General features: G+C 57.7%; 25 protein-coding genes. 13 read left to right on the top strand and 12 right to left on the bottom strand.

From position 1 onward, the window contains the following. Positions 1 to 149: 149 nt before the first annotated feature. From IG617_RS03040 to IG617_RS03060, 5 genes are all read right to left on the bottom strand, one after another. A complete protein-coding gene (locus IG617_RS03040) occupies positions 150 to 1,634 on the bottom strand; it encodes a replicative DNA helicase (RefSeq protein WP_153769421.1) in 1,485 nt (494 codons plus the stop codon). Positions 1,635 to 1,992: 358 nt separating this feature from the next. After that, a complete protein-coding gene (gene rplI, locus IG617_RS03045; RefSeq protein WP_192107155.1) occupies positions 1,993 to 2,586 on the bottom strand; it encodes a 50S ribosomal protein L9 in 594 nt (197 codons plus the stop codon). 117 nt (positions 2,587 to 2,703) lie between these two features. Beyond that, on the bottom strand, positions 2,704 to 2,952 hold the full coding sequence (rpsR, locus tag IG617_RS03050; RefSeq protein WP_153769419.1) for a 30S ribosomal protein S18: 249 nt from the start codon (positions 2,950 to 2,952) through the stop codon (positions 2,704 to 2,706). Positions 2,953 to 2,958: 6 nt separating this feature from the next. Continuing rightward, a complete protein-coding gene (gene rpsF, locus IG617_RS03055) occupies positions 2,959 to 3,402 on the bottom strand; it encodes a 30S ribosomal protein S6 (protein ID WP_153769418.1) in 444 nt (147 codons plus the stop codon). A gap of 233 nt (positions 3,403 to 3,635) precedes the next feature. Further along, positions 3,636 to 3,929 carry a hypothetical protein gene (locus IG617_RS03060; protein ID WP_192107157.1) on the bottom strand — a complete coding sequence of 98 codons (294 nt, stop codon included), beginning with the start codon at positions 3,927 to 3,929 and terminating at the stop codon, positions 3,636 to 3,638. 249 nt (positions 3,930 to 4,178) lie between these two features. Between IG617_RS03060 and fabD the strand changes: the two genes are divergently transcribed. The 7 genes from fabD (at position 4,179) to gmk (ending at position 10,670) form a co-directional block, all read left to right on the top strand. Beyond that, positions 4,179 to 5,123: an ACP S-malonyltransferase gene (fabD, locus tag IG617_RS03065; RefSeq protein ID WP_192107159.1), complete on the top strand. Its 945-nt coding sequence runs from the start codon at positions 4,179 to 4,181 to the stop codon at positions 5,121 to 5,123. A 46-nt stretch (positions 5,124 to 5,169) separates the two neighbouring features. Beyond that, the gene (gene fabG, locus IG617_RS03070) at positions 5,170 to 5,907 is read left to right on the top strand and encodes a 3-oxoacyl-[acyl-carrier-protein] reductase (RefSeq protein ID WP_192107161.1); all 738 of its coding nucleotides are present in this window, start codon (positions 5,170 to 5,172) and stop codon (positions 5,905 to 5,907) included. Positions 5,908 to 6,207: 300 nt separating this feature from the next. After that, positions 6,208 to 6,444: an acyl carrier protein gene (locus IG617_RS03075; protein WP_153769414.1), complete on the top strand. Its 237-nt coding sequence runs from the start codon at positions 6,208 to 6,210 to the stop codon at positions 6,442 to 6,444. A gap of 75 nt (positions 6,445 to 6,519) precedes the next feature. Continuing rightward, positions 6,520 to 7,785: a beta-ketoacyl-ACP synthase II gene (gene fabF, locus IG617_RS03080; protein WP_192107163.1), complete on the top strand. Its 1,266-nt coding sequence runs from the start codon at positions 6,520 to 6,522 to the stop codon at positions 7,783 to 7,785. A 145-nt stretch (positions 7,786 to 7,930) separates the two neighbouring features. Then, on the top strand, positions 7,931 to 9,055 hold the full coding sequence (gene mltG / locus IG617_RS03085) for an endolytic transglycosylase MltG (RefSeq protein WP_192107165.1): 1,125 nt from the start codon (positions 7,931 to 7,933) through the stop codon (positions 9,053 to 9,055). A 12-nt stretch (positions 9,056 to 9,067) separates the two neighbouring features. Continuing rightward, positions 9,068 to 9,961 (top strand): YicC/YloC family endoribonuclease, encoded by an 894-nt coding sequence (locus IG617_RS03090; RefSeq protein ID WP_192107167.1) that lies wholly within the window; start codon positions 9,068 to 9,070, stop codon positions 9,959 to 9,961. A gap of 4 nt (positions 9,962 to 9,965) precedes the next feature. After that, on the top strand, positions 9,966 to 10,670 hold the full coding sequence (gene gmk / locus IG617_RS03095) for a guanylate kinase (protein ID WP_192107169.1): 705 nt from the start codon (positions 9,966 to 9,968) through the stop codon (positions 10,668 to 10,670). Here the strand turns inward: gmk and rsmA are convergent. From rsmA to lptF, 6 genes are all read right to left on the bottom strand, one after another. Next, positions 10,667 to 11,509 (bottom strand): 16S rRNA (adenine(1518)-N(6)/adenine(1519)-N(6))-dimethyltransferase RsmA, encoded by an 843-nt coding sequence (gene rsmA, locus IG617_RS03100; protein ID WP_192107171.1) that lies wholly within the window; start codon positions 11,507 to 11,509, stop codon positions 10,667 to 10,669. The genes gmk and rsmA overlap by 4 nt on opposite strands. After that, positions 11,509 to 12,528, bottom strand: a complete 1,020-nt coding sequence (gene pdxA, locus IG617_RS03105; RefSeq protein ID WP_192107173.1) for a 4-hydroxythreonine-4-phosphate dehydrogenase PdxA — start codon at positions 12,526 to 12,528, stop codon at positions 11,509 to 11,511. Before pdxA ends, rsmA begins: the two co-directional genes overlap by 1 nt. Before the next feature lie 4 nt (positions 12,529 to 12,532). Beyond that, positions 12,533 to 13,453 (bottom strand): peptidylprolyl isomerase, encoded by a 921-nt coding sequence (locus IG617_RS03110; RefSeq protein WP_192107175.1) that lies wholly within the window; start codon positions 13,451 to 13,453, stop codon positions 12,533 to 12,535. A 162-nt stretch (positions 13,454 to 13,615) separates the two neighbouring features. After that, a complete protein-coding gene (locus tag IG617_RS03115; protein WP_209008224.1) occupies positions 13,616 to 15,985 on the bottom strand; it encodes an LPS-assembly protein LptD in 2,370 nt (789 codons plus the stop codon). Positions 15,986 to 16,034: 49 nt separating this feature from the next. Then, positions 16,035 to 17,129, bottom strand: coding sequence for an LPS export ABC transporter permease LptG (gene lptG / locus IG617_RS03120; protein ID WP_192107179.1), 1,095 nt, complete (start codon positions 17,127 to 17,129; stop codon positions 16,035 to 16,037). A 3-nt stretch (positions 17,130 to 17,132) separates the two neighbouring features. Beyond that, a complete protein-coding gene (gene lptF, locus IG617_RS03125; RefSeq protein WP_192107181.1) occupies positions 17,133 to 18,320 on the bottom strand; it encodes an LPS export ABC transporter permease LptF in 1,188 nt (395 codons plus the stop codon). 222 nt (positions 18,321 to 18,542) lie between these two features. Between lptF and IG617_RS03130 the strand changes: the two genes are divergently transcribed. From IG617_RS03130 to IG617_RS03145, 4 genes are all read left to right on the top strand, one after another. Continuing rightward, a complete protein-coding gene (locus IG617_RS03130) occupies positions 18,543 to 20,042 on the top strand; it encodes a leucyl aminopeptidase (RefSeq protein ID WP_192107184.1) in 1,500 nt (499 codons plus the stop codon). 518 nt (positions 20,043 to 20,560) lie between these two features. After that, positions 20,561 to 21,013: a DNA polymerase III subunit chi gene (locus tag IG617_RS03135; protein WP_192107186.1), complete on the top strand. Its 453-nt coding sequence runs from the start codon at positions 20,561 to 20,563 to the stop codon at positions 21,011 to 21,013. Positions 21,014 to 21,109: 96 nt separating this feature from the next. Next, positions 21,110 to 21,742, top strand: a complete 633-nt coding sequence (locus tag IG617_RS03140; RefSeq protein ID WP_209008225.1) for a class I SAM-dependent methyltransferase — start codon at positions 21,110 to 21,112, stop codon at positions 21,740 to 21,742. A 38-nt stretch (positions 21,743 to 21,780) separates the two neighbouring features. Further along, positions 21,781 to 22,176 carry a rhodanese-like domain-containing protein gene (locus IG617_RS03145; RefSeq protein ID WP_192107191.1) on the top strand — a complete coding sequence of 132 codons (396 nt, stop codon included), beginning with the start codon at positions 21,781 to 21,783 and terminating at the stop codon, positions 22,174 to 22,176. 93 nt (positions 22,177 to 22,269) lie between these two features. On the opposite strand, the gene IG617_RS03150 is transcribed toward IG617_RS03145, so the two are convergent. Further along, a complete protein-coding gene (locus tag IG617_RS03150; RefSeq protein WP_192107193.1) occupies positions 22,270 to 22,839 on the bottom strand; it encodes a dimethylsulfonioproprionate lyase family protein in 570 nt (189 codons plus the stop codon). Between the two features lie 316 nt (positions 22,840 to 23,155). Here IG617_RS03150 and IG617_RS03155 point away from each other — a divergent pair, with 316 nt between their 5' ends. Together IG617_RS03155 and IG617_RS03160 are read left to right on the top strand one after the other, a co-directional pair. Next, positions 23,156 to 24,253, top strand: a complete 1,098-nt coding sequence (locus tag IG617_RS03155; protein WP_209008226.1) for a carboxynorspermidine decarboxylase — start codon at positions 23,156 to 23,158, stop codon at positions 24,251 to 24,253. Positions 24,254 to 24,347: 94 nt separating this feature from the next. Next, positions 24,348 to 25,586: a saccharopine dehydrogenase family protein gene (locus tag IG617_RS03160; RefSeq protein ID WP_192107195.1), complete on the top strand. Its 1,239-nt coding sequence runs from the start codon at positions 24,348 to 24,350 to the stop codon at positions 25,584 to 25,586. Positions 25,587 to 25,711: the final 125 nt, after the last annotated feature.

Here is a 25,711-nt window from a genome sequence, read left to right on the forward strand (position 1 = left end):
CGTACTGCAAGGAGCTGCCTCTTGAAGTCCGGTTGATAGAATCGGCCACTGAATTGGCACGGCAATGTCAGGATAAGCCCAACACAAAGGCCAAGCCATGGCCTTTGCACGACCGAGTGTCGCAGAAGCGGCCTCTGAACAGGTGCCTGCTAGTCGTGCCGGTCGGGCATGTAGTCGTCTTGTGCAAGATCTGAGAAGCGGGTGTATTGGCCTTCGAAGTGCAGGTTCACCGTTCCGGTTGGCCCGTGACGCTGCTTGGCGATGATGATTTCCGCCTTACCTTTGACCCGCTCGACCTTGTCCCGCCAGACTTCGTGCTCCGGAGACCCTTCTTCCGGTTCGGTCTTCGACAGATAATATTCGTCTCGATAGATGAACATGACCACATCGGCGTCCTGCTCGATCGAGCCGGATTCGCGAAGGTCAGAAAGTTGCGGGCGCTTGTCGTCCCGGTTTTCCACCTGACGAGACAGCTGGGACAAGGCGAGGACCGGAACATTCAATTCCTTGGCCAGCGCCTTGAGGCCCGTGGTGATTTCCGTCACTTCCTGGACGCGGTTGCCAGCGGTCTTGGATGTGCCCGACAGAAGCTGGATATAATCCACCACGATCAGATCGAGGCCGCGCTGGCGCTTCAGCCGCCGTGCACGTGCGACAAGGGAGGCGATGGATATGCCGCCGGTCTGATCGACGTGCAGGGGAACAGTCTGCATGTGCTGGGCAGCGCCCGCCAGCTTGGTGAATTCTTCCTCGGTAATGTCTCCGCGCCGGATCTTCGACGAGGAAACCTCCGTCTGTTCTGAAATAATACGTGTCGCGAGCTGTTCGGCGGACATTTCAAGCGAGAAGAAACCCACCACACCGCCGTTCACCGTTTTGAGCGAGCCGTCCGGTTGTTCTTCGGCCTGAAAGGCCTGAGCAATGTTGTAGGCGATGTTCGTAACCAGAGAGGTCTTGCCCATCGCGGGACGTGCCGCCAGCACGATCAAATCCGAATGCTGCAGGCCGCCCATAAGCCGGTCAAGATCGGTCAGGCCAGTCGAAATGCCAGACAGCGCGCCTTCACGATTCCACGCAGCATGCGCCATCTCGATGGTCTCGGTAAGTGCATCGCCGAAGCTAACAAAACCGCCCTCTTGCCGCCCGGTTTCTGCAAGTTCGAACAGGCGGCGCTCCGCGTCATCGATCTGCTGGTTGGGCGGAACGTCAATGGGCGCGTCATAGGCGATGTTGACCATGTCTTCGCCGATCCGGATCAGGTTCCGGCGCATGGCCAGATCATAGATCGTTCGCCCATAGTCTTCCGCGTTGATGATCGACGCCGCATCCGCCGCGAGCCGCAACAGGAACTGTGTCGCGCTGAGCTCGGCAATCTTGGTGTCTGCGGGATAGAAGGTCTTCAGAGTGATCGGCGAGGCGGTCTTTCCGGCCCGGATCAGCTGCCCGATCTTTTCGTAGATGTCCTGATGCGGAGGAACGAAAAAATGGAAAGGCTCGAGAAAGTCAGAAACGCGATAGTAGGTCTCGTTGTTGACCAGAATCGCACCGAGGAGCTGGCGCTCTGCTTCCGCGTTGTGCGGCGCTAGTCGCTGTGCAGCATCTTCAGTTTCAACTGACTGTAATTTGCCCTTCATGGCGTCCCCCGAATGACCCGTGTGGGTATCGTCTAACCGGATCTTGAGCGGCGCTTCAAGGAATCAAAAATCTTGACTCCGATTCCCTTAGCCGGGTCGAAATCATCGGGGAAATCTGGAGCAACGTCTTGACGTCGCAGACAGAAAGAGACTCGGAGGCCTGATAAGCTTAGCTATTGAAATAGTTAACAAAAATTAACGTATGCGCAAAAATACGGTAAACTCGCGCGTTTTACCTGAGCGGAGAGGTTTCCTTTGAACAGGTAAAAATGCCGAAAGTTGAAGTGCCTTGAAAACAAAAACGGCGCCCCGAGAAGCGCCGTTCTGTATTCGGTCAGGTGAGAGGCGTTGAAGCCGATTAGGCTTCTTCTTCCTCGGCGACTTCCTCAGAAGCTTCGCCTTCTTCACCTTCACCCTCGGTCTCGTCTTCTTCGTCTTCCTCGAATTCGAAGATGTCCTGCTCAGGAGCGGTGAGATCTTCACCAGCAGCCTGACGGTTTGCTTCGTCTTCAGAGCGCGCGACGTTGATCACGACCGTGACTTCGACTTCCGGGTGCAGGGCAACCAGAACGTTGTGAAGACCGATGGTTTTGATCGGCGTGTTGAGCTCAACCTGGCTGCGCGCAACAGAGAAACCTGCTGCGGTGAGGCCCTCAGCGATATCGCGCTTGGAAACGGAACCGTAGAGCTGGCCGGTTTCACCAGCAGAACGGATCATGACCTGGCTCTCGCCGTCGAGCTTTGCAGCGACAGCAGATGCTTCTTCGCGGCGCTCGAGGTTGCGGGCTTCCAGCTGGGCGCGCTGGCCTTCGAACTTGGCCATGTTGGCCTTGTTTGCACGAAGAGCCTTGCCCTGGGGCAGAAGGAAGTTGCGGGCATAGCCGTCACGAACGCGGACGGTGTCGCCCATCTGTCCGAGCTTGGCGATGCGCTCAAGAAGGATAACTTGCATTGGAGTAACTCCTGCGGTCTGTCCCGCCTTTCACGAAGACGGTTAGAGGCCGATCACAAGGGATCCGGTCGGCCTCAATCCGGGAGCCCGGGGATGGCCCCGGGCTTTTGGGTCAGCTTAGCTGATGACGAAAGGCAGCAGGCCAAGCAGGCGAGCGCGCTTGATGGCACGGGCCAGTTCACGCTGCTTCTTTGCAGAAACGGCGGTGATACGGCTCGGTACGATCTTGCCACGTTCGGAAATGTAGCGCTGCAGGAGGCGAACGTCCTTGTAGTCGATCTTCGGTGAATTTTCACCGGAGAACGGGCAGGTCTTCCGACGACGGAAGAACGGACGACGGCTCGGAATCTGTGCGATATCAACCATGATCTGTTACTCCCCTTCTGCACGACGCGGAGCGCGTTCGCCCCGATCACCACCACGACCACCACGGTCGCCGCCACGCTCACCACCGCCAAAGCGGTCGCCGCGTCCACCACGACGGTCGTCGCGGTCACGCTTCTGCATCATGGCAGACGGCTCATCGTCCAATTCGTCGACCTTGAAGGTCATGAAGCGAAGAACGTCTTCGTTCAGACCCATCTGACGTTCCATCTCGGCAACCGCAGCATGCGGAGCGTCGAGGTTCATCAGAGTATAGTGAGCCTTGCGGTTCTTCTTGATGCGGTATGCGAGGGAGCGAAGTCCCCAAGTTTCCACCTTGCCGACAGTTCCACCAGCGGTTTCGATCAAACCTTTGAACTGTTCGACGAGGGCTTCGACCTGCTGGGCCGAAACGTCCTGGCGAGCCAGGAACACGTGCTCGTAAAGAGGCATGGAAAAAAGCCTTTCCTTGGTTTCAATTCGGAAACTGGCGCGAAGCCTCCTCGTGACCTCCGGAAAGGAACGAGAATTCTAAAACGAGAGCGGAGACACGGGAAGACAGACAGTTTTATGTGTCCTGACGTTTGCACGCCCTTCCGTTCAGCCCCCGGCCAAGTTTCCGGTTGCGTCGCGGGGTATACCCGATCTTTGCGGAAATGCAAGGGACTTCGGAACCGTCGATCCGATCAGCACCTGGGGCCTAGCCCCTGGGGTGCTGGGTCGATGGGTTTGAAGATCGTCTCGATCGCTTCAAACATTGTATTGTAAAGCCCGACCTCATCCTTGGTGAAGTCGCCGGCCGGCACTGCCTTCTTGGCCTCGTTGATCAGATCGGCCTTAATGGCGTCCAGATCGATATCTGTCGTTTCTGCAAGATGTGAGAGTTCCAGATGCAGCCGCTTTGCTACGCCGGCATAGGCTACGATCGCTGTCACCATCTGCTTGGGTTCTTTCGGCAGAGGGATCTTAATGCTGGCCATTTCGTTTCTCCGGTCCTTTGTCACAAGCGAACTGGAACCTAGCCTAGCAGGTTGCAGTCTTGAAACACCTTGAATACGGGCAAATCTGGCCGCAGCTCTTGACAGTCATGGGTGCTCCGTACGATAGCCTCGCGCCCAAGAGTGGATTTTCCGATCTTCCACAGCCATTGTGTCAGCTGGCCGGGCCAGACAATCCCCGTAAGCCTGATAATAAAAACAAGAGAACAAGTCGTCGGAGGCACGTCTCACATGAGCATCGCATTCACGTTTCCCGGACAGGGAAGTCAGGCCGTTGGCATGGGCAAGGTTCTGGCTGATACCTATCCCGAAGCCAAAGCAGTCTTTGAAGAAGTCGATGAAGCGCTTGGTCAGAAGCTTTCCGACGTTATGTGGAACGGCCCTGAAGCTGACCTAACTCTGACGGCCAATGCGCAGCCTGCGCTCATGACCGTTAGCCTGGCAACCATGCGAGTTCTGGAATCAAAGGGTCTCGATCTGGCAGGTAGCGTCAGCTTCGTCGCTGGTCACTCTCTAGGTGAATACTCCGCCTTGGCAGCCGCCGGCGCTTTTGATGTTGCGACCGCTGCTCGGCTTCTTCGCGTGCGCGGCGACGCCATGCAAAACGCCGTCCCGGTCGGTCAGGGTGCGATGGCCGCGCTCCTCGGGCTCGATTTCGAAGCTGCCCAGGACGTTGCACGCGAAGCAGCGCAGGGTGAAGTCTGTCAGGCAGCAAACGACAATGCGCCGGGGCAGGTTGTTGTCTCCGGCCATGTTGCCGCCGTTGAGCGCGCAATTGACATCGCAAAGGCAAAAGGCGCCCGCCGCGCATTGTTGTTGCCGGTCAGCGCCCCGTTCCATTGTTCATTGATGGCTCCGGCAGCCGATGCCATGGCCGAAGCACTGGCAGGCGCCGACATCAAGGCGCCGAAGGTGCCCCTGGTCGCAAACGTTCTGGCGCAACCCATTTCTGACACGGGCGAGATCCGCAAGCGTCTGGTCGAGCAGGTGACGGGAACCGTCCGTTGGCGCGAGTCAATCGAATGGCTCGCAAGCGAAGGCGTCCACACATTCGTCGAGGTCGGTACCGGCAAGGTGCTGACCGGCATCGTCAAGCGCATTGCCAAGGAAACCACAGGCATCGCAGTCAATTCGCCAGAAGACATCGACGCTCTCATTGAAAAATTGAACGGCTGATCCCAAGCTTTAAGGCCTGGGTCGCGATCCAAAGGAAGGAAGCACCATGTTCACCCTCGAGGGGAAAGCAGCGCTCATCACGGGTGCCACCGGCGGAATTGGCGAATCCATCGCACGTGCACTTCATGCGCAAGGCGCGACTGTCGCCCTTTCGGGCACGCGTGCAGAGAAGTTGGAAGTTCTCGCGGCGGACCTCGGTGAGCGCGCGTTCGTGACACCGGCCAATCTCTCTGATCGTGCCGCTGTCGATGCGCTGCTCCCGGCGGCCGAAGAGAAGCTCGGCAAGGTCGACATTCTGGTCAACAATGCCGGAATCACCCGTGACAACATCTTCATGCGGATGAAAGACGACGAGTGGGATCAGGTGCTGGAAGTGAACCTTACGTCTGGTTTCCGCCTGTGCCGTGCTGCCATCAAGGGCATGATGAAGCGCCGGACGGGCCGCATCATCGGAATTACCTCGGTTGTCGGCGTCACCGGAAATCCCGGACAGACCAACTATGCGGCGGCCAAGGCCGGCATGATCGGCATGTACAAGTCGCTTGCGCGGGAAGTTGCCAGCCGCAACATCACCGTCAATACGGTCGCTCCCGGCTTCATTGAGACAGCGATGACCGACGAACTGAACGACAAGCAGAAGGAATCAATTCTGCAGAGCGTTCCGGCGGGCCGGTTGGGCAAAGCGGACGAGATCGCGGCCGCTTCCGTTTATCTCGCCAGTGATGAAGCAGCTTATGTCACGGGACAGACCCTGCACGTCAATGGCGGCATGGCCATGATTTAAAAGGCGGAATTTAATTTCCGGCAAAAAGAAACCGGGCCGCGTACGCGCGGCCGGGAGCGGCTGGTCAAGGCAGATAAAGTGTGTTACCTAGCCGCCGATTGTTCCAAGGGATAGGGTGGCGAACTGTTTTGCAGATCTGGCCCTTCCAGAACGTGTTCAACGCCGTGAAGGTTCGACGGTCCCAAAGGGACGATGGACCTTTCCCGTGCAATGTGCAGATAGAAATTCCGGTGATTAAGTCGAAGAACTGGTGAGAACTGGCGCCTCGGCTTTAAGACTATAAACTCAGGGAAATAGAAAATGAGCGATATCGCGGATCGAGTTAAGAAAATCGTTGTCGAGCACCTCGGCGTGGACGCTGAAAAGGTTGTGGAAGCTGCAAGCTTCATCGACGATCTGGGCGCAGACAGCCTCGACACCGTTGAACTCGTCATGGCTTTCGAAGAAGAATTCGGTGTAGAAATTCCGGATGATGCAGCTGAAACCATCCTGACGGTTGGCGATGCTGTTAAGTTCCTGGAAAAGAACGCCGGCTAATTCGCCGGACTTGATGACGAATGGACGGGCAGGCAAGACCGATTTCGGCTGTCTGCCCGAAACAAGTGCGGGTTCATGAGGCGAGTTGTTGTAACAGGATTGGGCATGGTGTCTCCGCTTGGCGGAAACGTTGATGTCTCTTGGAAGAAGATCCTCGAAGGTAAGAGCGGTGCCAACAAGGTCACCAACTTCAAGGTCGACGACCTGGCATGCCAGATCGCAGCACAGATCCCGCGCGATCCATCTGCCGAAGGGGCATTCAATCCCGACGACTGGATGGAACCCAAAGAACAGCGCAAGGTCGATGATTTCATCATCTATGCCCTTGCCGCATCTGACCAGGCGCTGGCTGACAGTGGCTGGAAGCCCGAAACATATGAAGACCAGATTCGCGCAGGTGTTCTGATTGGCTCCGGCATCGGTGGCCTTCAGGGGATCGAGGAAGCGGCGCATGTTCTGGCCGACAAGGGGCCTCGCCGCCTGTCGCCATTCTTTATTCCCGGGCGCCTGATCAATTTGGCTGGTGGCTATGTCTCCATCCGTCATGGCCTCAAGGGCCCGAACCACGCGGTCGTGACCGCGTGTTCGACCGGCGCACATGCCATTGGCGATGCGTCCCGCCTGATCGCTTTCGGTGATGCCGATGTGATGGTCGCTGGAGGAACGGAATCGCCCGTTTGCCGCCTGTCGCTTGCTGGCTTTGCCGCGTGTCGGGCGTTGTCCACCGGATTTAACGACCGGCCTGAAAAAGGTTCGCGCCCTTATGACAAGGACCGCGATGGTTTTGTTATGGGCGAGGGCGCTGGCGTTGTCGTGCTCGAAGAATACGAGCATGCGGTTGCGCGCGGCGCCAAGATCTACGCTGAAATCGTCGGTTACGGTCTGTCGGGCGATGCGCACCACATAACAGCACCAGCTTCGGATGGCGACGGCGCCTATCGCTGCATGGAAGCGGCTCTCAAGCGGGCTGGTGTGAGTGCAGCAGATGTGGACTACGTCAATGCTCACGGCACATCGACACCACTTGGCGATGAGATTGAGCTGGGCGCGATCACACGCCTTGCTGGCGATGCTGCAAGCAAGCTGACCATGTCGTCGACCAAGTCGTCTATTGGTCACTTGCTGGGTGCTGCGGGTGCTGTGGAGGCGATCTTCTCCGTGCTGGCAATTCGCGACAGCATGGCGCCGCCGACGATCAATCTCGACAATCCATCGATTGAGACCGAGATCGATCTGGTCGCGCACAAGCCCAAGGCAATGAACATTGATGTGGCACTGTCGAATTCGTTCGGCTTTGGTGGCACCAATGCTTCCTTGGTGTTCAAGAAAGTTGCGGCGTAAGCGCCGTATCCGCATTTCGCCGTCTAGCGTGAGCTCAGGCGGCGTTTTTCTTCGGCAGCGCCTTTTTTACGCTACGAGTATTTGATGAGCTGCGCCGGAGTGGTCGACCGGATCTGATCCGGACTTATCAGAAGGAGCGTTTTAGATGCGCATCAAGCCGAAAAGCCCGCGCGAAGCGATCCAGCCGGAACCAGCGCCGGGACCCCCGCCGCGCTCACGCCACGTGCGAAATCCAGTCGTGATCCTGATCAATATGGTGATCTCGATCACGGTGCTGTCGCTGCTTGGCGCCGGCGCAGCGCTCTATTTCGGCAAGCAGGTCTTCGAGCAGGCAGGTCCCCTCACGGAGGACAGTACGGTTGTCATCGCCTCCGGTTCAGGTCTTTCAGGCATCACCGAGCGGTTGAAGGCCCAAAACGTTATCGAGGACACGCTCGTTGATGAGTTGGTCTTTAATGCGGGCGTGCGGTTCTACAAGAACGCAACGAAACTGAAGGCCGGTGAATATGCCTTCAAGGCCGGAACCAGCATGCAGGATGTCATGACTGATCTGGTTGAGGGCAATGCCGTGACCCACTCGGTGACGGTGCCAGAGGGCTGGTCGACGGCGCAGATCCTCGAGCGCGTTCGCTCCCACCCGGTCCTTGTGGGCGAAATCACAGAGATTCCGGAAGAAGGCGCACTCCTGCCAGAGACGTACACGTTTACTCGCGGCAGTTCCCGTCAGCAGATCATCGATCAGATGACGGAGGCCCAGAGCGCTCTGTTGTCTGAAATTTGGGAGCGCCGCAGCGAGGACCTCCCGATCGCGTCGCCGGAAGAATTGGTGATCCTGGCAAGCATCGTCGAGAAGGAAACGGCCAAGGCGGATGAGCGTCCACGTGTGGCAGGTGTCTTCGTCAACCGGCTCAATCGCAACATGCGACTGCAGTCCGACCCGACGATCCTGTACGGTATCCATGGTGGTGAAGCCTGGTTGAAAGATCGGTCAGCGATCAAGCAATCCGAGCTGAGAAAAGAAACCCCTTACAACACCTATCAGATCAATGGTTTGCCGCCAGGTCCCATTGGCAATCCCGGCCGGGCAGCTATGGAAGCAGTAGCAAATCCATCTCGCACCAAGGATCTCTACTTCGTCGCAGACGGCACCGGCGGGCATATCTTCGCTGAGACCTATGAGCAACATCAGGCGAACGTGCGCAAATGGCGGCAGATTGAGCGAGAACGGCGTGAGGCCGAAAAGAACCAGCCGGCTTCGCAATCGAACTAAGTGGAGAACGATATGACGCTTGCCAGTATGACAGGATTTGCCCGCATTCAGGGCGAAGCAGGCGTCGTCCGCTGGACTTGGGAACTGAGGTCCGTCAACGGCAAGAACCTCGACGTCAGGATCCGTATTCCCGCGGGCCTGGAGAATCTCGAACAAAAGATCCGTGAACGATGCGCGAAGGTTCTCAAACGCGGCAACGTTTCCGTCGGCCTGTCCATGAAGCGCGATGAGGGTGAAGCAGCCCTGACTGTGAATGAGAGCGCCCTGGAATCTGTTCTGGAAGCAATTGAGTTGCTGCGGTCGCGTGTTCCCGACGTTGCCCCTCCAACCCTTGACGGTATTCTGGCACAAAAGGGCGTCTTCGAGCTTAAGGAGCAGGAAGACGATGAGGAAACCCGGGCGGCCATGTTCGTGGCACTGCTGGAAAGCCTTGATTGGGCGCTCGATGAACTTGTGGCCATGCGCCGGAGTGAAGGCGCTGCCATCAACGCCATCATCACACAGCAGATCGACACGGTTGCGAGTTTGACGGGTCGAGCCGAGGGGTTGCCCTCTCGCCAGCCTGAAGCGATCAAGGCACGCCTTTCTGCGCAGGTTGCCGAGTTGCTGGATGCGGCAGGCGGTGCATTGGACCCGCAGCGTCTTCATCAGGAGGCGGCAATTCTCGCAACGAAGGCTGATATTCGTGAAGAGATTGATCGGCTTCACGCTCATGTGGATGCCGTACGCGAACTGCTCTCTGCCGGTGGTGCCATTGGCCGGCGTCTCGATTTCCTGGCGCAGGAATTCAATCGCGAGACCAATACGCTTTGCTCGAAATCGAATGACGTTGAGCTGACGGCCATCGGTCTTGACCTCAAGGCCGTCATCGACCAGATGCGCGAGCAGATACAGAACCTGGAGTAGGGCCATGTCCGAGACACCGGCTGAAAAGGCAAGCACGATGGTCAGTGCTGATCAGGCCGAGCGAGAGCGGCGCGGCCTGATGCTGGTCCTCTCGTCGCCCTCGGGCGCGGGCAAATCGACGATTGCCCGCATGCTTCTGGAGCGGGAAGACAATCTGGACCTCTCGATCTCTGTCACGACCCGCCCGCGTCGCTCCAACGAGCTGGATGGCGTTCACTATCATTTCCGCACGCCTGAAGCGTTTGAGGAGATGAAGGAACGTGGCGAGCTTCTGGAATGGGCCGAGGTTCACGGCAATTTCTATGCGACACCTCGCGGTCCCGTCGAGAAGACCATCGAGACCGGCAAGGACATCCTCTTCGACATTGATATTCAGGGCACGTTCCAACTCTATGAAAAGATGCGTGAGGACGTTGTCTCTGTCTTCATTCTTCCTCCGTCTATCGACGAGATGAAGGCGCGGCTGCGTGGTCGCGGAGAAGACCCGGAAGAGGTCATCATGCGCCGTCTGGAAACGGCGGTCGGAGAGATGCGCCACTGGTCGAAATACGACTATGTGGTCGTCAATGAGGACCTTGAACGCGCTTATGAGAACGTACGTTCGATCCTCAGGGCAGAACGCCTAAAGCAGAAGCGCTCTGGGGCTGTCGCCAAACTGATGAACGGTATGGTTGACGACCTGCAGGACGCGCTGACACGGGGGCGCTAGCGTTCTGCATAGCAGTTTGCGAGCCTTACAAAGCCTTCGACGTCTATTTCCTCTGCCCGTGCGGTGGGCGTGAGGCCGGCCGCTTCGATCAAGTCATCCGCCGGGCCTCCGAGTGACTTGAGGCTGGCACGCAGCATTTTGCGTCGCTGGCCGAAAGCAGCCGCCGTGACTTTCTCGAGCATTTTCCTCGAACAGGCAAAAGGTTTTTCCCGCGGCATGAGCTGAACAACCGTCGACGTGACCTTGGGCGGTGGCGTGAATGCCTTCGGGTTAAGGTCGAAGAGCATGCCGCCCGTGGTCCGCCATCCCGCAAGCACAGCCAGCCGCCCATAGGCTTTGGAACCGGGCTGGGCGACGATCCGCTCACCGACTTCCTTCTGGAACATCAAGGTCAGGGAGGTCCAGAAAGGCGGCCAGTCCTCGGTGGTGATCCAATTGAGCAGAAGTTGCGTTCCCACATTATAGGGAAGATTGGCAACGATCTTGATCTTGTCACCTCCGGCAAGGGCAACCGGATCGATTTTCAATGCATCGCCTTCGATGACTTCGAGGCGGCCATCATAGTAGCTGGAAATCTCTGACAGAGCCGGCAGGCAGCGCGTGTCTTTCTCGATGGCTATGACACGTTTGGCACCAGCGGCAAGAAGCGCACGCGTGAGGCCCCCCGGTCCGGGTCCAATCTCCAGAATGGTACAGTCATCAAGCGGAGCGGCTGCCCGCGCAATTCTGGATGTGAGGTTGAGATCGAGAAGAAAGTTCTGTCCCAGTGATTTTCGCGCATCAAGGCTGTGGGTCGCAATGACCTCACGAAGAGGAGGAAGGTCGTCAATCTGAGCCATCAAAGGGTGCTCGGATCAGAAAGGACAGCAGCCATGCGAAGCGACGCGGCGAAGCTGTCCGGCCGGGCCTTGCCGCTGCCGGCCAATGCGTAGGCCGTTCCGTGATCGGGAGATGTTCTGACGAAGGGCAGGCCGAGTGTCACGTTGACGGATTCATCGAAGCCAATGGTCTTGGCAGGCACCAGAACCTGATCATGATACATGCCAAGTGCGCAGTCATACTGCTGACGGGCTTGCGGGTGGAACATTGTGTCGGCGGGCAAGGGGCCCGTGACGTCGATGCCTTCGGAGCGCAATCTCTCGAGCGCCGGCGCAATGACAGACTGGTCTTCCGTGCCCATGGCGCCATTCTCACCGGCATGCGGATTGAGGCCGCAGAAGGCGAGGCGAGGTGCCGAGAAGCCAAAGCGCGTTTTCATGTCGTTTGCAGTGATACGTCCGGTTTCGACAATAAGGTCTTCAGTGAGCGCTAAGGGAACGTCCTTGAGGGCAATATGGATGGTGATCGGTACAACCATCAGTTCGGGTCCGGCGATCATCATGACAGGCAGGTACGGGCCATCAGGCCAATGCGTGTTGGCGAGATGCCCGAGAAATTCGGTGTGGCCGGGATAGGTGAAGCCGGCACTGTAAAGTGCAGCCTTGTTGATCGGGTTGGTGACAACACCTCCCGCCCGGCCTTCACGAACATCCTGGACTGAAGCTTCGATCGAGGCGATCACAGCGTGAGCCGTTTCCTCAGCCTCTTCGCCGGGCCGATCATCCACCGGATCACCGGTCGCCACCACGGGCAGATACTTGGAAAAGCAGCCTATCGCTTCTTCCGGTTCCACAACCTGGACCGGAACGTCAAGGCCCAGGCGCCGTGCTCGGCGTCCAATGAAACCTGGATCGCCACGCAAGTAGAACGTGGGAAGTGAAAGCGTCTTGCGCGCGGCCCAGGACATCAGAGTGATATCTGGCCCAATTCCTGCCGGCTCGCCGCATGTCACGGCCAGCGGCGTCTTGACGGACACCATCGGCTTAGCGCTCTACGATCGTGGCACGCCGACGCAGGTCCATCAGGTAGCGGCGGGACAGGGCTTCGCCTTCCTTCGCGCGCAGCTCGCTTTCCATCTCGGTTCGTGCCGCGATGTCAGACTGAATTTCCCGCTTGCTGCAGACCGCGATCATTTCGTAGCCACGACCGGTCTGCTGGGGCTTCGTCAAGCGCCCTGGTTCGGTGTCGTTGACGCTATCGCGCATATTTTCCGGCAACTCGGTCTCGAGCCGGCGCCCAACCGGGCGCAAAACAACTTCGCTGTATTGTCCAAGAACAGAGCCGGCTTGTTCACAGCCGTTGAAGGCCTTGCGAATTTGATCGCTCTCGCGCTTGCGCTTGGATTTGAAGCCGCCGCTGGCCTTCTTTGGAACAACCACGATGACCTGCTTCAGATCATATTCGATACTCGTATTCTGGTCTTTCTTGTCAGACTTGCGCAACGCCGCAATAACGTCGGATTCCGTGACCTTTACCTCGGCCTGGAAGCGGCGTCTCACGACCTGTGACCATGCAAGTTGTGCCTTGAGGCGGTCCTTGAGCGTTTGCGGATTGACGCCGCCCCGGCGCAGTGCGTTCGACAACTGCGACTGGCTCATCTTCACGTTTCGAGCAATGTTGCCGTAGGCGCCATTGATCTGACTGTCAGAGACGGAAATGCGAACACGGGCCGCTTCGGTCAGCTTCAACTTGTCGTCAATCAGCTCCTGCTCCGCCATGCGCCGTGCCGTCGCGCCGCCCTTGCGCTGCGTCATCGTAATCAGGCGCGCCCGCTGTTGAATGTCATAGGAGGTGATTGCCTCATCGTTGACGATGACCTTGATTGAGGTCTGGGCAACAACGCTCGGCAACGGGGTGCCCATGAGGACAATCGGAAGAAAAAGAGTTAGGAACCTGAAGCGCATTGAAACCCTGTCCGCGCCGACAAAGCGGCCTGATGACTCACGTTTTATGTTGCCGATGATCTTGCACAAACTGACGGCAAATTCAAAGAATGCCCTCTTTAGGACGCACGGATGTGTCGGAAACTTGGCAAAGTCCGGAAATAGAAGTGCCGGCCATCTTTTTTATTGAACGCCGGACGAAACCTGCGTGTTGCCAATCGTGCGCAGTCCAACCCGAAGATAGATGGTCCGGTCGACCTCTTCGTCGTTGTTCCGGCTTCGGTCCTCGGCATAGGACAGCGACACTGAGAAGCCTTCGTCGTCATAGCCAAGCCCGAAACCGTCCTGGACCATGTCGAAGTTTTCAATGTCGTAGCGCAGTGACCCGAATACGCGCCAGTTCTCTTTCAGTCGCAAGCTCGCAGAGCCAAGGACTTCTTCGCGCGGGTCGTCGATCCCCAGGCTCGGCTGGGCGTCAAGGAAGGCGTATGCGATCGACGAGACCACTGGGCCATAGGTGCCGGTTGCTTGTGCTTCAAACCGGCGGATCTGGAAATCCTCGTTGTCGAACCGAGCCTGGGCTCCGACCCTGACGCCGTACTGCGTGTCCAGATAGAGGCTGCTGACATAGTCTGATTGATCGGTTTCGAGACCCGAATCCAACGTCGCCCCAAGGATGTCGGAGGTCGCATAGGAATTTTCGCCGGCGATCTGGTAGGAGCGTCCGAACAAGGCGCTCAGATAGTATCCGCTGTTCAGCTGCAGTTTGTAGTTCAAACCCACGTTGACCCGTGATCCGCCTTCGGCCCGGTCGAAACCGGAAAATTTGTCATAGTCAAAGAGCGTCGTCGCATCGAAAACGATACTTTGGGCGTCTTCGTTTGGCAGTTCGCCGATCCGCTGTTCATTCGGGCGAACCACGATCTGAGCGACCGGTTCAAGGATCTGGTTGCCGCCATCGAATGTGGCGATAAAGGGATAGCGGTACTCAAGACCGGCGGCTGGCATCGCACGGCCAACAAACGTTTCGCCAGTAAGGGCGTTTACATCCTCGTCGGCCGAGGCGAGGAAGAAAAGGTCACCGCGAACATAGGCAAAAGGTGTGAAGACCTGGCCGAGCGGATCGATGAACGTCCGGCGCCACTCGCCTTGCATCGAAAGACGAGAGAAGGTCCCATCGACACCCCGGAACTGGTCAACATCAGAACCTGTTGCCTGGAACGCATCCGTCTCTGCGCGCGTCAGAGAGGTGAAATTGCTTGTCAAGGACAATTCACCACCGACAATCGGGTCTGAGAAGACGTAGTCATAGTCGATTACAGGCAACACAAATGGCTGCTTGTCCTGAAGGGACTGCCCAAGTGGCGAAAAGTCCGAGCTGGGGTCGTTGTCCGCGTCGCCGGTGTAGTCTTCCTGTGAGAGCGAGAAAGCATAGCCACGGAACGTCAGTCCATTGCGAACGGTATTACCTTCTAGATAGATCTCAGAGGTTTCGCCGTTGTCATCGAAGCCAACCGCTGAGTAGTCCTCCAGGAAAACACGGTCGCTCTTGTAGGTCAGGTTCCAGCCGTAATCCCAGTTTTCCGAAAGCTTGAAATTACCTGTGGTCTTGACGGCTCCGCGCCAGCGTCCGTCACCACTGGTGTTGGCGAATTCGGATGGGCGTGCCTGAAACAGCCCGGCTGCGGCAATCGTATAGGACCCGGATACAAGCCTGTGACGGAAGGAGGCTTCGCCGAGCAGACCCTGCTTGGTCATCGGTGACAGGGTCGTCGTCAGGTCGTAATTGGGACTGAGCGCCCAATAATAGGGAACAGTGACCCCATAACCAAGACTGTCCGACACGATGCCACCGGGCATAAGGAAACCCGATTTGCGCTTGACGGTTGGATCCGGCATCGAAAAGAACGGCGCGTAAGCGATGGGGGTTCCGAAGAACTCCAGCGACGCATCTTCGTAGTAGATTGTCCGTTCTTTTTCGTCGTGAATGATCTTGGCCGCCCGAATACGCCACAAGGGGGGCTTGTCCGGCGGATTGGTCGGTTTGGTGTAGACCGTATAGACGCCATTTTCGAAAGTCGTGACATTGCCGTCAGTGCGGCTCGCCTGTTCGGCCAGGAAGCGGGTGCGCTCCGGCGTGTCAATCTGAAGCGCCCGGGCAAAACCCTCGGCGAGATCCTCTGACAGGATCATTTCCTGAGACTGGGCGACCGTTCCGTTAGGCTCCGTCATCACCACATTGCCACGGGCGGTCAACGTCTGTGTCCCGCGGTTGAAGACGATCTGTTGAGCTTCGACCGTATAACCGTCGTAGAACACCTGGACATTGCCCGATGCGACAATGACGTCGCGGTCGAAGTCATAGGTGATCTGGGCGGATTCCAGCATCATCTGCGCATCTGCACTGACCTGGCTTGCAAGCGTGTCAGTTATGCTGCTCTGGGCGCGCGCTGGTGTGCTGTAACCAGCAGCGCCTGCTGCAAAAAGCGAAATAGTGAGAGTGAGGCTGAGCGAAAGGGTTCGCGCTGCGGTTCGCTTCCCGCGCGCGGTCAACCGTGCATCCGGTCCAGGAAAAATGTTCGAAGGACAAATCACGCGTTCTTCACCCATCTTCCTGATTCAACAGGATGGTAAGCCCCATAAGCACTCCAAAAATCCCCGGAGCCCACGCTGCGACTGTGGGCGGGACGATGCCCGCTCCCCCAAAGTCCTTCGCGAGCTCAGATAGAACGTAAAGCACGAAGCCAGCGATGATTCCACCCAGAATCATTCCGCCGAGACCTCCAAAACGCGAAACCCTCAAAGAAACCGCCGCTGCGATCAAAATCATTGCCATCAAAAGCAGGGGACGGGCGAGAAGAGTTTGATATTGCAGGGCATACCGGTAGGCCGGCAATCCGGCGTTTCGCGCCAACTCGATGAAGCGTGGAAGGTTCCAGAATGAAATTGATTCGGGTGATCCGATGCTCTCGCGCACCTCTGTGGCGGTCAGGTAGGTGCTGACCTCGTAGCTTCCGTAGGTCTGTGGATCACGCTCGGTGGTGTAGACCGTTGCATCCTTGAGATACCAGATCTGATTGCCCAATCGCGCCTCGCTCGCCTCGATGCGCTCTTGAAATGTGCCGGTCCGGTCGAAGGTGAAAATCGTCACGGTCAAGAGTTGCTCGCCGCCATTGAGCAGCTGCTTTGCGAGCATGACCGACTCTCCGTCAAGGCCATCTTGCCGGACCCAGACATCTCCCGTCGTCTGCAGCAGCAGTCCCTGGTCTGAGCCAAACAGTCCCGCCGCCGCCTCGTCCGATTTCTGCTGCAGCCAGACCGCGGCCGGATTGTAAACCGTGATGGAAAGGATGCCGAGCACGAGGCCGACCAGAAGCGCTGGCAGCGTGAACTGCCAAACGGAGATGCCGGCGGCACGGGTGACAACGAGTTCGAGGGCGCGACTGAGGCTCACAAAGGCGGCTATGGACCCAAAGAGAACGGCAAAAGGGATCACCTGTTCGAGCAAAAGGGGAACGCGCAACAGCGAGATCAGACTGACGCGAAGGACCGAAAAGCCATCCCGGTCTCCCCCGCGCCGAACAAGTTCAAGGACGTCGAACAGAAAGATCAGGACTGTCGCGAGCAGAAAAAGCCCCAGGATCGCCTTTAAAAAACGACCCGAAAAATAAAGTCCAAGAGTCCGGCCGAGGATCATGGCTTATGACGCTCCGCCGGTGCTTTGACCATTCAAACGCGCGGCGATCTTGTCGATCATCATCGAGAGGCGGTCGACAGATTCCCTGATCCAGCGCGGCATCGGCATGTGCTCGTCGCGCATGATCGCCCAGAGCGCCAGCACAATACCGGCAGTCGGCACGAAATAGAGCATGGTCAGAAGCGTGGAGTTGGCCCCGGTGATGGCAGTGATGCCAAAGCCGGCTGTCCTCAGCGCAATGCAAGCGCATATGGATGCCAGAACGGCGACGGAACGGTTCTGGCGTGTCGTGCGCGCCCGCCCGAGGAACGCAAACACAATCAACGCGAAGGCGAGGCAGTAGAGCGGCTGACTGAACCGCTCGTGCAACTCGGTTTGCAATTTGTCTGGATGCTCGTTGGCATAGCCGTCATCTGGATCCGGGTCCATCAGGTTTCGCGTGGACCGTTCGCTCGCCTTGAAAACCGGGTCGGAAGCTTCCGGGATCAGATTGGAAAGATCAAAGGCGTAAGACTGAAAGCGGACGATGGAAATGTCGCCTTCGGCCTTCGGACGGCGTTGTATCGTACCGTTCTGCATGACCAGGAGCGTCCGGTCTGCAGCTTCGATGATCTGGCCCGTTTCAGCCTGGTACGTAAATGCGGTTTCCTCATCACGGGTGTCGTGCAGCAGAAGGCCATCAAGATTGCCGTTGCCCGACCTGTTGCGAATGTGGAACGTCAATCCATCCTCGACCGTGATGAAGCGCCCGGGCTTGACGATGTTCGCGATCAGATCTGCGCGCACCCTCGCAATTTCCTCACGCAGCTCGCCAAGGCCAAGCGGTGCGAAGTAGAGCGACATGGATGCGCTGAGCCCGAATACGAACACGGCGAATATCATGACTGGTTTCAGCACCAGATAGCGGGATCCGCCTGTCGCATTGATGACGATCAGCTCGCTGTCGCTGGAAAGCGCGTTCAACACGAGAATGAGCGAAATCATAAGCGCAAAGGGCGCCACGATGACCACAAGGAACGGCATCGCGAGCATTGTGATGCTGATGAACTGAACGATGGTCTGGCCTTTGGAGGTGACCAGATCAAGCTGCCGGAGGGCTTGTGTTGCCCAGACCACCCCCGTCATCGCTGCCAGTGTCATGGCAAAGGCGAAAAACGCGCGCTTGATGATGTATCGCTCGAGTGTCTTCATGCCGCTCGGTTACCGGCACCAGGCCGAATGAGTGAAGTCAAATGCTCTCAACGCAATAACACGGTTTTTGGTGAACGGCCCACCAACAAACTTGGTTAATCTTGATTAATTTCTCAGCACTTGCCGAGCGCAGGGCAAGGCACCATGATCATGTACAGCCTCTGCACCATCTGTGCGGGAAATATGGCCGACCACACCGGCCAAGCATCATCGGGAATGAAAATGACCAAACTGACCAAGGTAACTTTTGTAAAGTCGGGCGCGCCCAAGGCAGGTGTCGCTGTTTTGCTGGCAGGCGAGGGACTGACGCTCGGCGCAGCGACATCAGAGCTCTTGGGTGGACTGGCGGGTGGTCTGGAGCGTGCGGCCTCGGTCGGCGGCTTCACCGGCAAGAAGTTGACGACGCTGGATTTGATCGCACCTGCCGGGCTGGAACTTGACCGGGTTATTCTTGTCGGGCTGGGCAATGTTGCTGAACTGGCCGAAGAGGACTGGCTGAAACTGGGCGGATCGGTCCAGGCGCTCCTGAAAGGAGCGAAAGCCGACAGGGCGACCTTGCTGTTGGATGTTGCAGGCGATGAGCCCGTCTCAGCGGAAGATGCTGCCACCATCGCGATGGGCGCCAAGCTCCGTTCTTATGTTTTTGACACATACAAGACGAAAAAAGCGGACGACGAGGCGCCTACTGCGACCAAGCTGGAAATCGCCGTTGACGATGTGAAGGCGGCCAAGAAGGCTTGGTCGGCATGTGAGGGCGTGGCCAATGGGGTGTGCCTGGCGAGAGATCTGGTCAACCTTCCGCCAAATGACCTTGGACCGGTGGAATTCGCCAAAACGGCCAGTGGTCTCGAAAAACTCGGCGTCGAGGTTGAGATCCTCACCGAAAAGGAAATGAAGAAGCTCAAGATGGGCGCATTGCTCGGAGTGGCACAGGGCTCGGTCCGTCCACCACGCCTGGCGATCATGCGCTGGAACGGTGGCAAGAAGGGGGAGGCTCCGCTGGCCTTCGTCGGCAAGGGGGTCGTGTTTGACACGGGCGGCATCTCTCTCAAACCCGGCGCTGGTATGGACGAAATGAAAGGCGATATGGGCGGCGCGGCGGCTGTAACGGGCCTTATGCACGCCCTCGCTGCACGCAAGGCCAAGGCCAACGTGATCGGCGTCATTGGGCTGGTTGAGAACATGCCTGATGCCAATGCCTATCGTCCAGGCGACATCCTGACCGCCATGTCCGGCACGACCATCGAGATCCTCAACACGGATGCTGAGGGCCGCCTCGTGCTTGCCGATGCGCTCTGGTACACGCAGGATCGCTTCAAACCGGCGTTCATGATCGACCTGGCAACGCTGACTGGCGCGGTGCTTGTGGCGCTTGGTCATGTCAACGCGGGCGTCTTCTCGAACAATGACGAGCTGGCTGAAAGGCTGGATGCCGCAGGCAAGGCCTCCGGAGAAACCGTATGGCGGCTGCCGCTCAGCAAGGACTACGACAAGCTGATCGACACGCCCAATGCGGACGTGAAGAACACGGGCGGCCGGACCGCGGGTTCGATCACCGCGGCCCAGTTCCTGCAACGCTTCGCAAATGATGTTCCCTGGGCACATCTCGACATTGCAGGCATGGCCTTCGGTCCTGCAAAGAATGAAATCAACCAGAGCTGGGCGACTGGGTATGGCGTTAGATTGCTGGATCGTCTCGTCGCCGATTTCTACGAGGCGTAAGCCGGTCGCAGAAACAAAAAACCCGCCGGTTACGGCGGGTTTTCAATCTGTCTGGTTTAGCTCGGTGCCAACAAGAACGCTCGGTTAGCAGGTCTTGTAGGCCTGGCAGGCCGTGGCTTCTTCCGTCACAACCAGGCCAAGGCTGGCAGTAGCGCCTGCAATGGCAAAGACGAGTGTAAAAAACACAACAACGCGCGTAATCATTCAGTCCCCCGAAACGTCGTGTCCGTTGATACGCCGGACCAGCGTCTTTCGTGATTTGATTCACGAAATATCCCTGGTCAATTCTCTAGCTAATCGACATTTGCGAAGGGTTAATGATACGACTCGCGGCACATGTCCATGCTGGCAATCGCAATTCCGCAAGGTCATTTCGATGTGTTGCGCAACCGCATCACATCTGGCTGTCGCACCCGTGGATCGAGCATATTTGGTCTTTGGGTGATCGACGCGGTGGCGACATGAGAGGACGCGAATCTTGAAAGCGTCCGCTGCTGAAGAAGGCAATTGAGAAGTTCATGACCGTCGACGTGCTTTTCTATCATCTGATGCACCAACCGCTGGAAGCCGCCCTTCCTGCTCTTTTGCAAAAGTGCCTTGAGCGCGATTGGCGGGTTGTCGTGCAGGCTGGATCTCAGCAGAGATGTGAGGCACTTGATGCACATCTTTGGACGTTTCAGGACGACAGCTTCCTGCCTCATGGAACAAAGGCCGACGGCTTTGCCGAACAGCAACCGATCTATCTGACCAGCGAAGCAGACAATCCGAACGCCGCAGATGTGCGGTTTCTTGTGGATAGGGCCGCGCCGCCGCCGCTGGCTGGCTATCAGCGTGCCGTCTATATGTTCGACGGCAACGATCCAGACGCGCTTGGTGATGCACGGCAGCGCTGGAAGGATGCAAAGTCCGAGGGCTTTCAGGTGACCTACTGGCGGCAGCGTGAAAACGGCGGCTGGGAACTCAAGGCGTGATTAGGATCGAAGGGGTGTAACGTGCACAACGACGACTATGTTAAGTCAGGCGACTTTCTTGCAAGGCGCGAGGCCGCCAGGCAGCGGAATGATCGATTGACTGGCGCAACCGGCGGCGACGCTGAAGATCGTCAGGCCTGGTTTGAAACGGTCTATCTGGAGGCGGGCGGCGATCCTGCGGCTGTGCCTTGGGCGGATCTGGCGCCAAAGGCAGTGCTTGTGGATTGGCTCGCCAAAAATCCGGGCCAGGGACGCCGCGCCCTCGATGTGGCTTGCGGACTTGGTGACAATGCCGAAGCGCTGGCTGCCGCTGGATACAAGACTTCGGCTTTTGATCTCGCCAGCGAGGCCATCGCTTGGGCGAAAAAGCGCTTTCCGCAAAGCGCAGTCGATTATATCGCGGGCGACCTCTTCGCGCTCCCGGAGGATTGGAAGGGCGCTTTCGACCTCGTTCACGAGTGCTATACTATCCAGGCGATGAAAGATCCTCTTCGTGCGGACGCAATCCCGGCCATTGCGTCACTGGTCGCGCCAGGCGGCACGTTGCTTCTGATCAGTCGAACGCGAGAAGAGGGCAGTGAGGCGGACGGGCCACCTTGGCCTCTCATGCCCTCTGAGTGGCGGAGCTTCGAGGATCACGGCCTGACATTGAAGCACTTTCAAGACTATGAGCTGGCTCGCCCGGATCGCACGATCCCGCATGTGCTTGCGGAATTCCGCAAGTCTTAGATTGCCCCAAGTTAAATCGCCCCTGAGGAGGAGGCCCCATGGCAAAGCTGAAGATCTCATCCGCCGAACTGGTGGCTAGGGCCCGCGCGCGCATCCGCGAGGTGGAAACTCAGGATGGCATCGCCATGATGGTTGATCCTGATGTGGTGATTGTCGATCTGCGCGATGTTCGTGAGCGTCAACGCTCTGGCTTCATTCCAGGCAGTTTTCACTGTCCACGCGGCATGGCTGAATTTTGGGTCGATCCCGAGAGCCCCTATTTCAAGGACGTGTTCGGTGAGGCCAAAACCTTTGTCTTTCACTGCGCCGCTGGTTGGAGGTCTGCCCTAACGACCGCCACCTTGAACGACATGGGCTTTGAATGTGCTCATCTGAAAGATGGATTTGTTGACTGGGTCAAAGCCGGTGGTCCGGTGGAAAAGCCTGAGGACTAGCTGTTGAAAGCTTGTTGAACGCCTGTTGAATGCATGTGGGAAATCTGTGCGAATTCCTGACCATTCCTGTACCAATGCAGGCGGTCGCATCGTTCAAGTGAACCAGGTGGGGCCACCTGGTGCTTCCCCGAACTGGACCCACAGGTTCAAAACCGGCTCTGCACCGGTTCTCATGGCATGCGCCTCTCGCGAAGCGTGGCGGATAATCTCCCCGGGCGAAACATGCCGCGTTTGTCCCGTCTGCTGCCAGTAAGCCGTCGATCCATTCGTCATAGGAACATAAAGCTCATCCGCAGCGTGCCTATGGGCCGGATAGTCGGTCTCCGCCGCGAGGATGTTGCAACCTATGAGGAGGTCGGGGCTAACGTGCAGCACGGCATGGCCGAAACGTTTCTTCAACACGGGGTGCTCCGGGTAGTCGACCACCCAAACAAGCTTTGGAAGGATCGGAACAAGCGCCGATGCCAGCTGGCCAATGGTGCCCTCGTTCGGGGCGAGCGCGGCAACTGCCTCTAGCAAAGTGCAGATCGGTGCCCGGGTGTCCGGATCAGCAGGCAGGGCCCAGTCTCGCGCGAATGTGTCTTTCAGACCCGAGGTCAAAGCCTCCGGTAGATCGGCCGCGACGAGATGGTTGCCGAGGGCTATTTTGAGGACATCCATCATGCAGGGCGCTAACGAGAAAGGAGGGGCTGAAAATCTGGAAAGCTCGGCCAAAACGCTATACTGCGCCAAAGAGCGAGCGCAAGCGTTTTACTCGGTGCAAGTGCCTGATGGGACGGGCTTCCTGCCGCCTTTCAGCTGTTGACGATACAGGATGGAGCTCCAGATGCCCTCTCATGCATCAGCTGGTCCTTGACCTGAACGAGGATTTTGCAGGCGGAAGGGTCGATTTCCGTTGAGTGTGACGGCCAGACGCGCTAATCGGCGCCCTTCGTGATTTTCGCTGCGCGCTGTTGCGCCGATATCAGAAGGGCATGAGATGATCTCCACGCCGTACTACCTCATCGACAAGTCAAAGCTTCTGCCGAACATGGAGAAGATTGCCTGGCTGCGTGAAAACTCGGGCGCCAAGTCATTGCTGGCGCTGAAGTGTTTCGCCTCCTGGTCCGTGTTTGATTTCATGAGCGAGTATATGGACGGCACGACGTCATCCTCTCTTTATGAAGTGAAGCTCGGCCGCGAAAAGTTTCCGGGCGAAACCCACGCCTATTCGGTCGCCTATGCGGATGACGAAATCGACGAGGTCATCGCCTCTTCCGACAAGATTCTGTTCAACACCATCGGACAGCTTGAGCGGTTCGACAGGCAATCGGCCAGTCACATTCGCGGCCTGCGCGTCAATCCGGGCGTCTCCACATCCGAGTTCGACCTTGCGGATCCTGCGCGTCCGTTCTCGCGCCTTGGCGAACACGATCCTGATCAGATCGCGAAAGTCATCGACCGGGTCTCCGGTTTCATGTTCCACAACAACTGTGAGAACGATGACTTCGACCGCTTCGATGGCATGCTCAGCCACATCGAACAGCGCTTCGGGTTTCTTATCCGTCAGATGGACTGGATCAGCCTGGGCGGCGGCATTCACTTCACGGGCGAGGGCTATCCGCTTGAGAAGTTCGCGGAACGGCTGAAGCGGTTTGCCGGTGAGAATGAGGTACAGGTTTACTTGGAGCCGGGCGAGGCGGCGATCACCGGCTCGACGACACTGGAGGTGACCGTTCTCGACACGTTGTTCAATGGCAAGAACCTGGCCATCGTCGACAGTTCGATCGAGGCTCACATGCTGGATTTGCTGATCTACCGGGAAACCGCCAAGGTGTTGCCGAATGCCGGACCGGAAGAATGGATGATTTGCGGAAAATCCTGCCTTGCCGGAGACATCTTTGGCGAGTTTCGTTTTGAGGAACCCTTGAAGCCTGGCGACCGTCTCTCGATGCAGGATGCAGCCGGTTACACGATGGTCAAGAAAAACTGGTTCAACGGTGTCAAGATGCCATCCATTGCCGTTAAGGAACTGGATGGGTCTGTAAACGTTTGCCGTAGCTTCGGCTACGACGACTTCGCATCGGCACTTTCCTGAGGGTTACCCTCGTAAAGCTGCTGCGAAGGGAAGCCGGGTCCCCGGCTTCCGACAACTGGAATGCCAACCCGACCCAAGGAGGACTATGGGCCAAATGAAACAAAACGTACTCATCATCGGCGCCGGTGGCGTCGCGCAGGTCACGGCGCACAAATGTGCGCAGAACAACGACCTGCTCGGCGATATTCACATCGCTTCGCGCACGGTTGCGAAGTGTGAGCGGATTATCGAAAGCATCCGCGAAAAGGACAGTCTGAAGGTTGACGGCGTTTTGAAGGCTCATGCCCTCAATGCAATGGACACGGCGGCAGTGGCTGCTCTGATCCGGGACACCGGTGCGCAGATCGTCATCAATGTCGGCTCTGCCTTTGTCAACATGTATGTGCTGGAAGCCTGTCTGGAGACGGGCGCCGCCTACATGGACACTGCGATCCACGAAGATCCGGAAAAGATCTGCGAAACACCGCCCTGGTACGGAAACTACGAATGGAAGCGCCGCGAGCGCTGCGCCGAGAAGAAGGTCACGGCGATCCTCGGTGTCGGATTTGATCCGGGCGTCGTCAATGCCTATGCCAAGCTTGCCATCGATGACTATGTCGCCGAGCCCTCCGAAATCGACATCGTCGATATCAATGCCGGGTCCCATGGCCGCTGGTTTTCCACCAACTTCGATCCGGAAATCAATTTCCGCGAGTTCACCGGCACGGTCTATTCCTGGCAGCAGGGCAAGTGGCAGTCGAACAAGATGTTCGAGGTCGGCAAGGAGTGGGATCTGCCGGTTGTCGGAACCCAGAAAGCCTATATGACCGGCCATGATGAGGTTCACTCGCTGGCAACCAACTATCCGCAGGCCGATGTGCGCTTCTGGATGGGCTTCGGCGATCACTACATCAACGTCTTCACGGTTCTGAAGAACCTCGGCCTTCTCTCCGAGCAGCCGGTCAAGACGGCTGAAGGTCTGGAAGTGGTGCCGCTGAAAGTGGTCAAGGCGGTCCTGCCTGACCCGTCCTCGCTGGCGCCCGACTACACCGGCAAGACCTGCATCGGGACCCTGGTGAAGGGCAAGACTGATGGCAAGAATGCAGAGGTCTTCATCTACAACGTCGCTGACCATAAGGACGCCTACAATGAAGTCGGCTCGCAGGGCATCAGCTACACCGCTGGCGTTCCGCCAGTGGCCGCGGCCATGCTCATTGCCGATGGCACATGGGATGTGGAAACGATGAAGAACGTCGAGGAACTCGACCCCAAGCCGTTCCTCAATATTCTCAACCGCATCGGTCTGCCGACCTACATCAAGGACGAAGCCGGCGAGCGCCCGCTGACCTTCTGATGCTCTGACGCAGACCATGGAAATGAAAAGCCCCGGTTTTTATCGGGGCTTTTTTGTTGGCTGAGCCGCTGCCAGGTTTTCAGACATTTCTGCGATCAGATTATTGAGTGTAATATGCAATTATT

This window comes from Roseibium polysiphoniae (assembly GCF_014842925.1).
In the GTDB taxonomy this organism is placed as follows: domain Bacteria; phylum Pseudomonadota; class Alphaproteobacteria; order Rhizobiales; family Stappiaceae; genus Roseibium; species Roseibium polysiphoniae.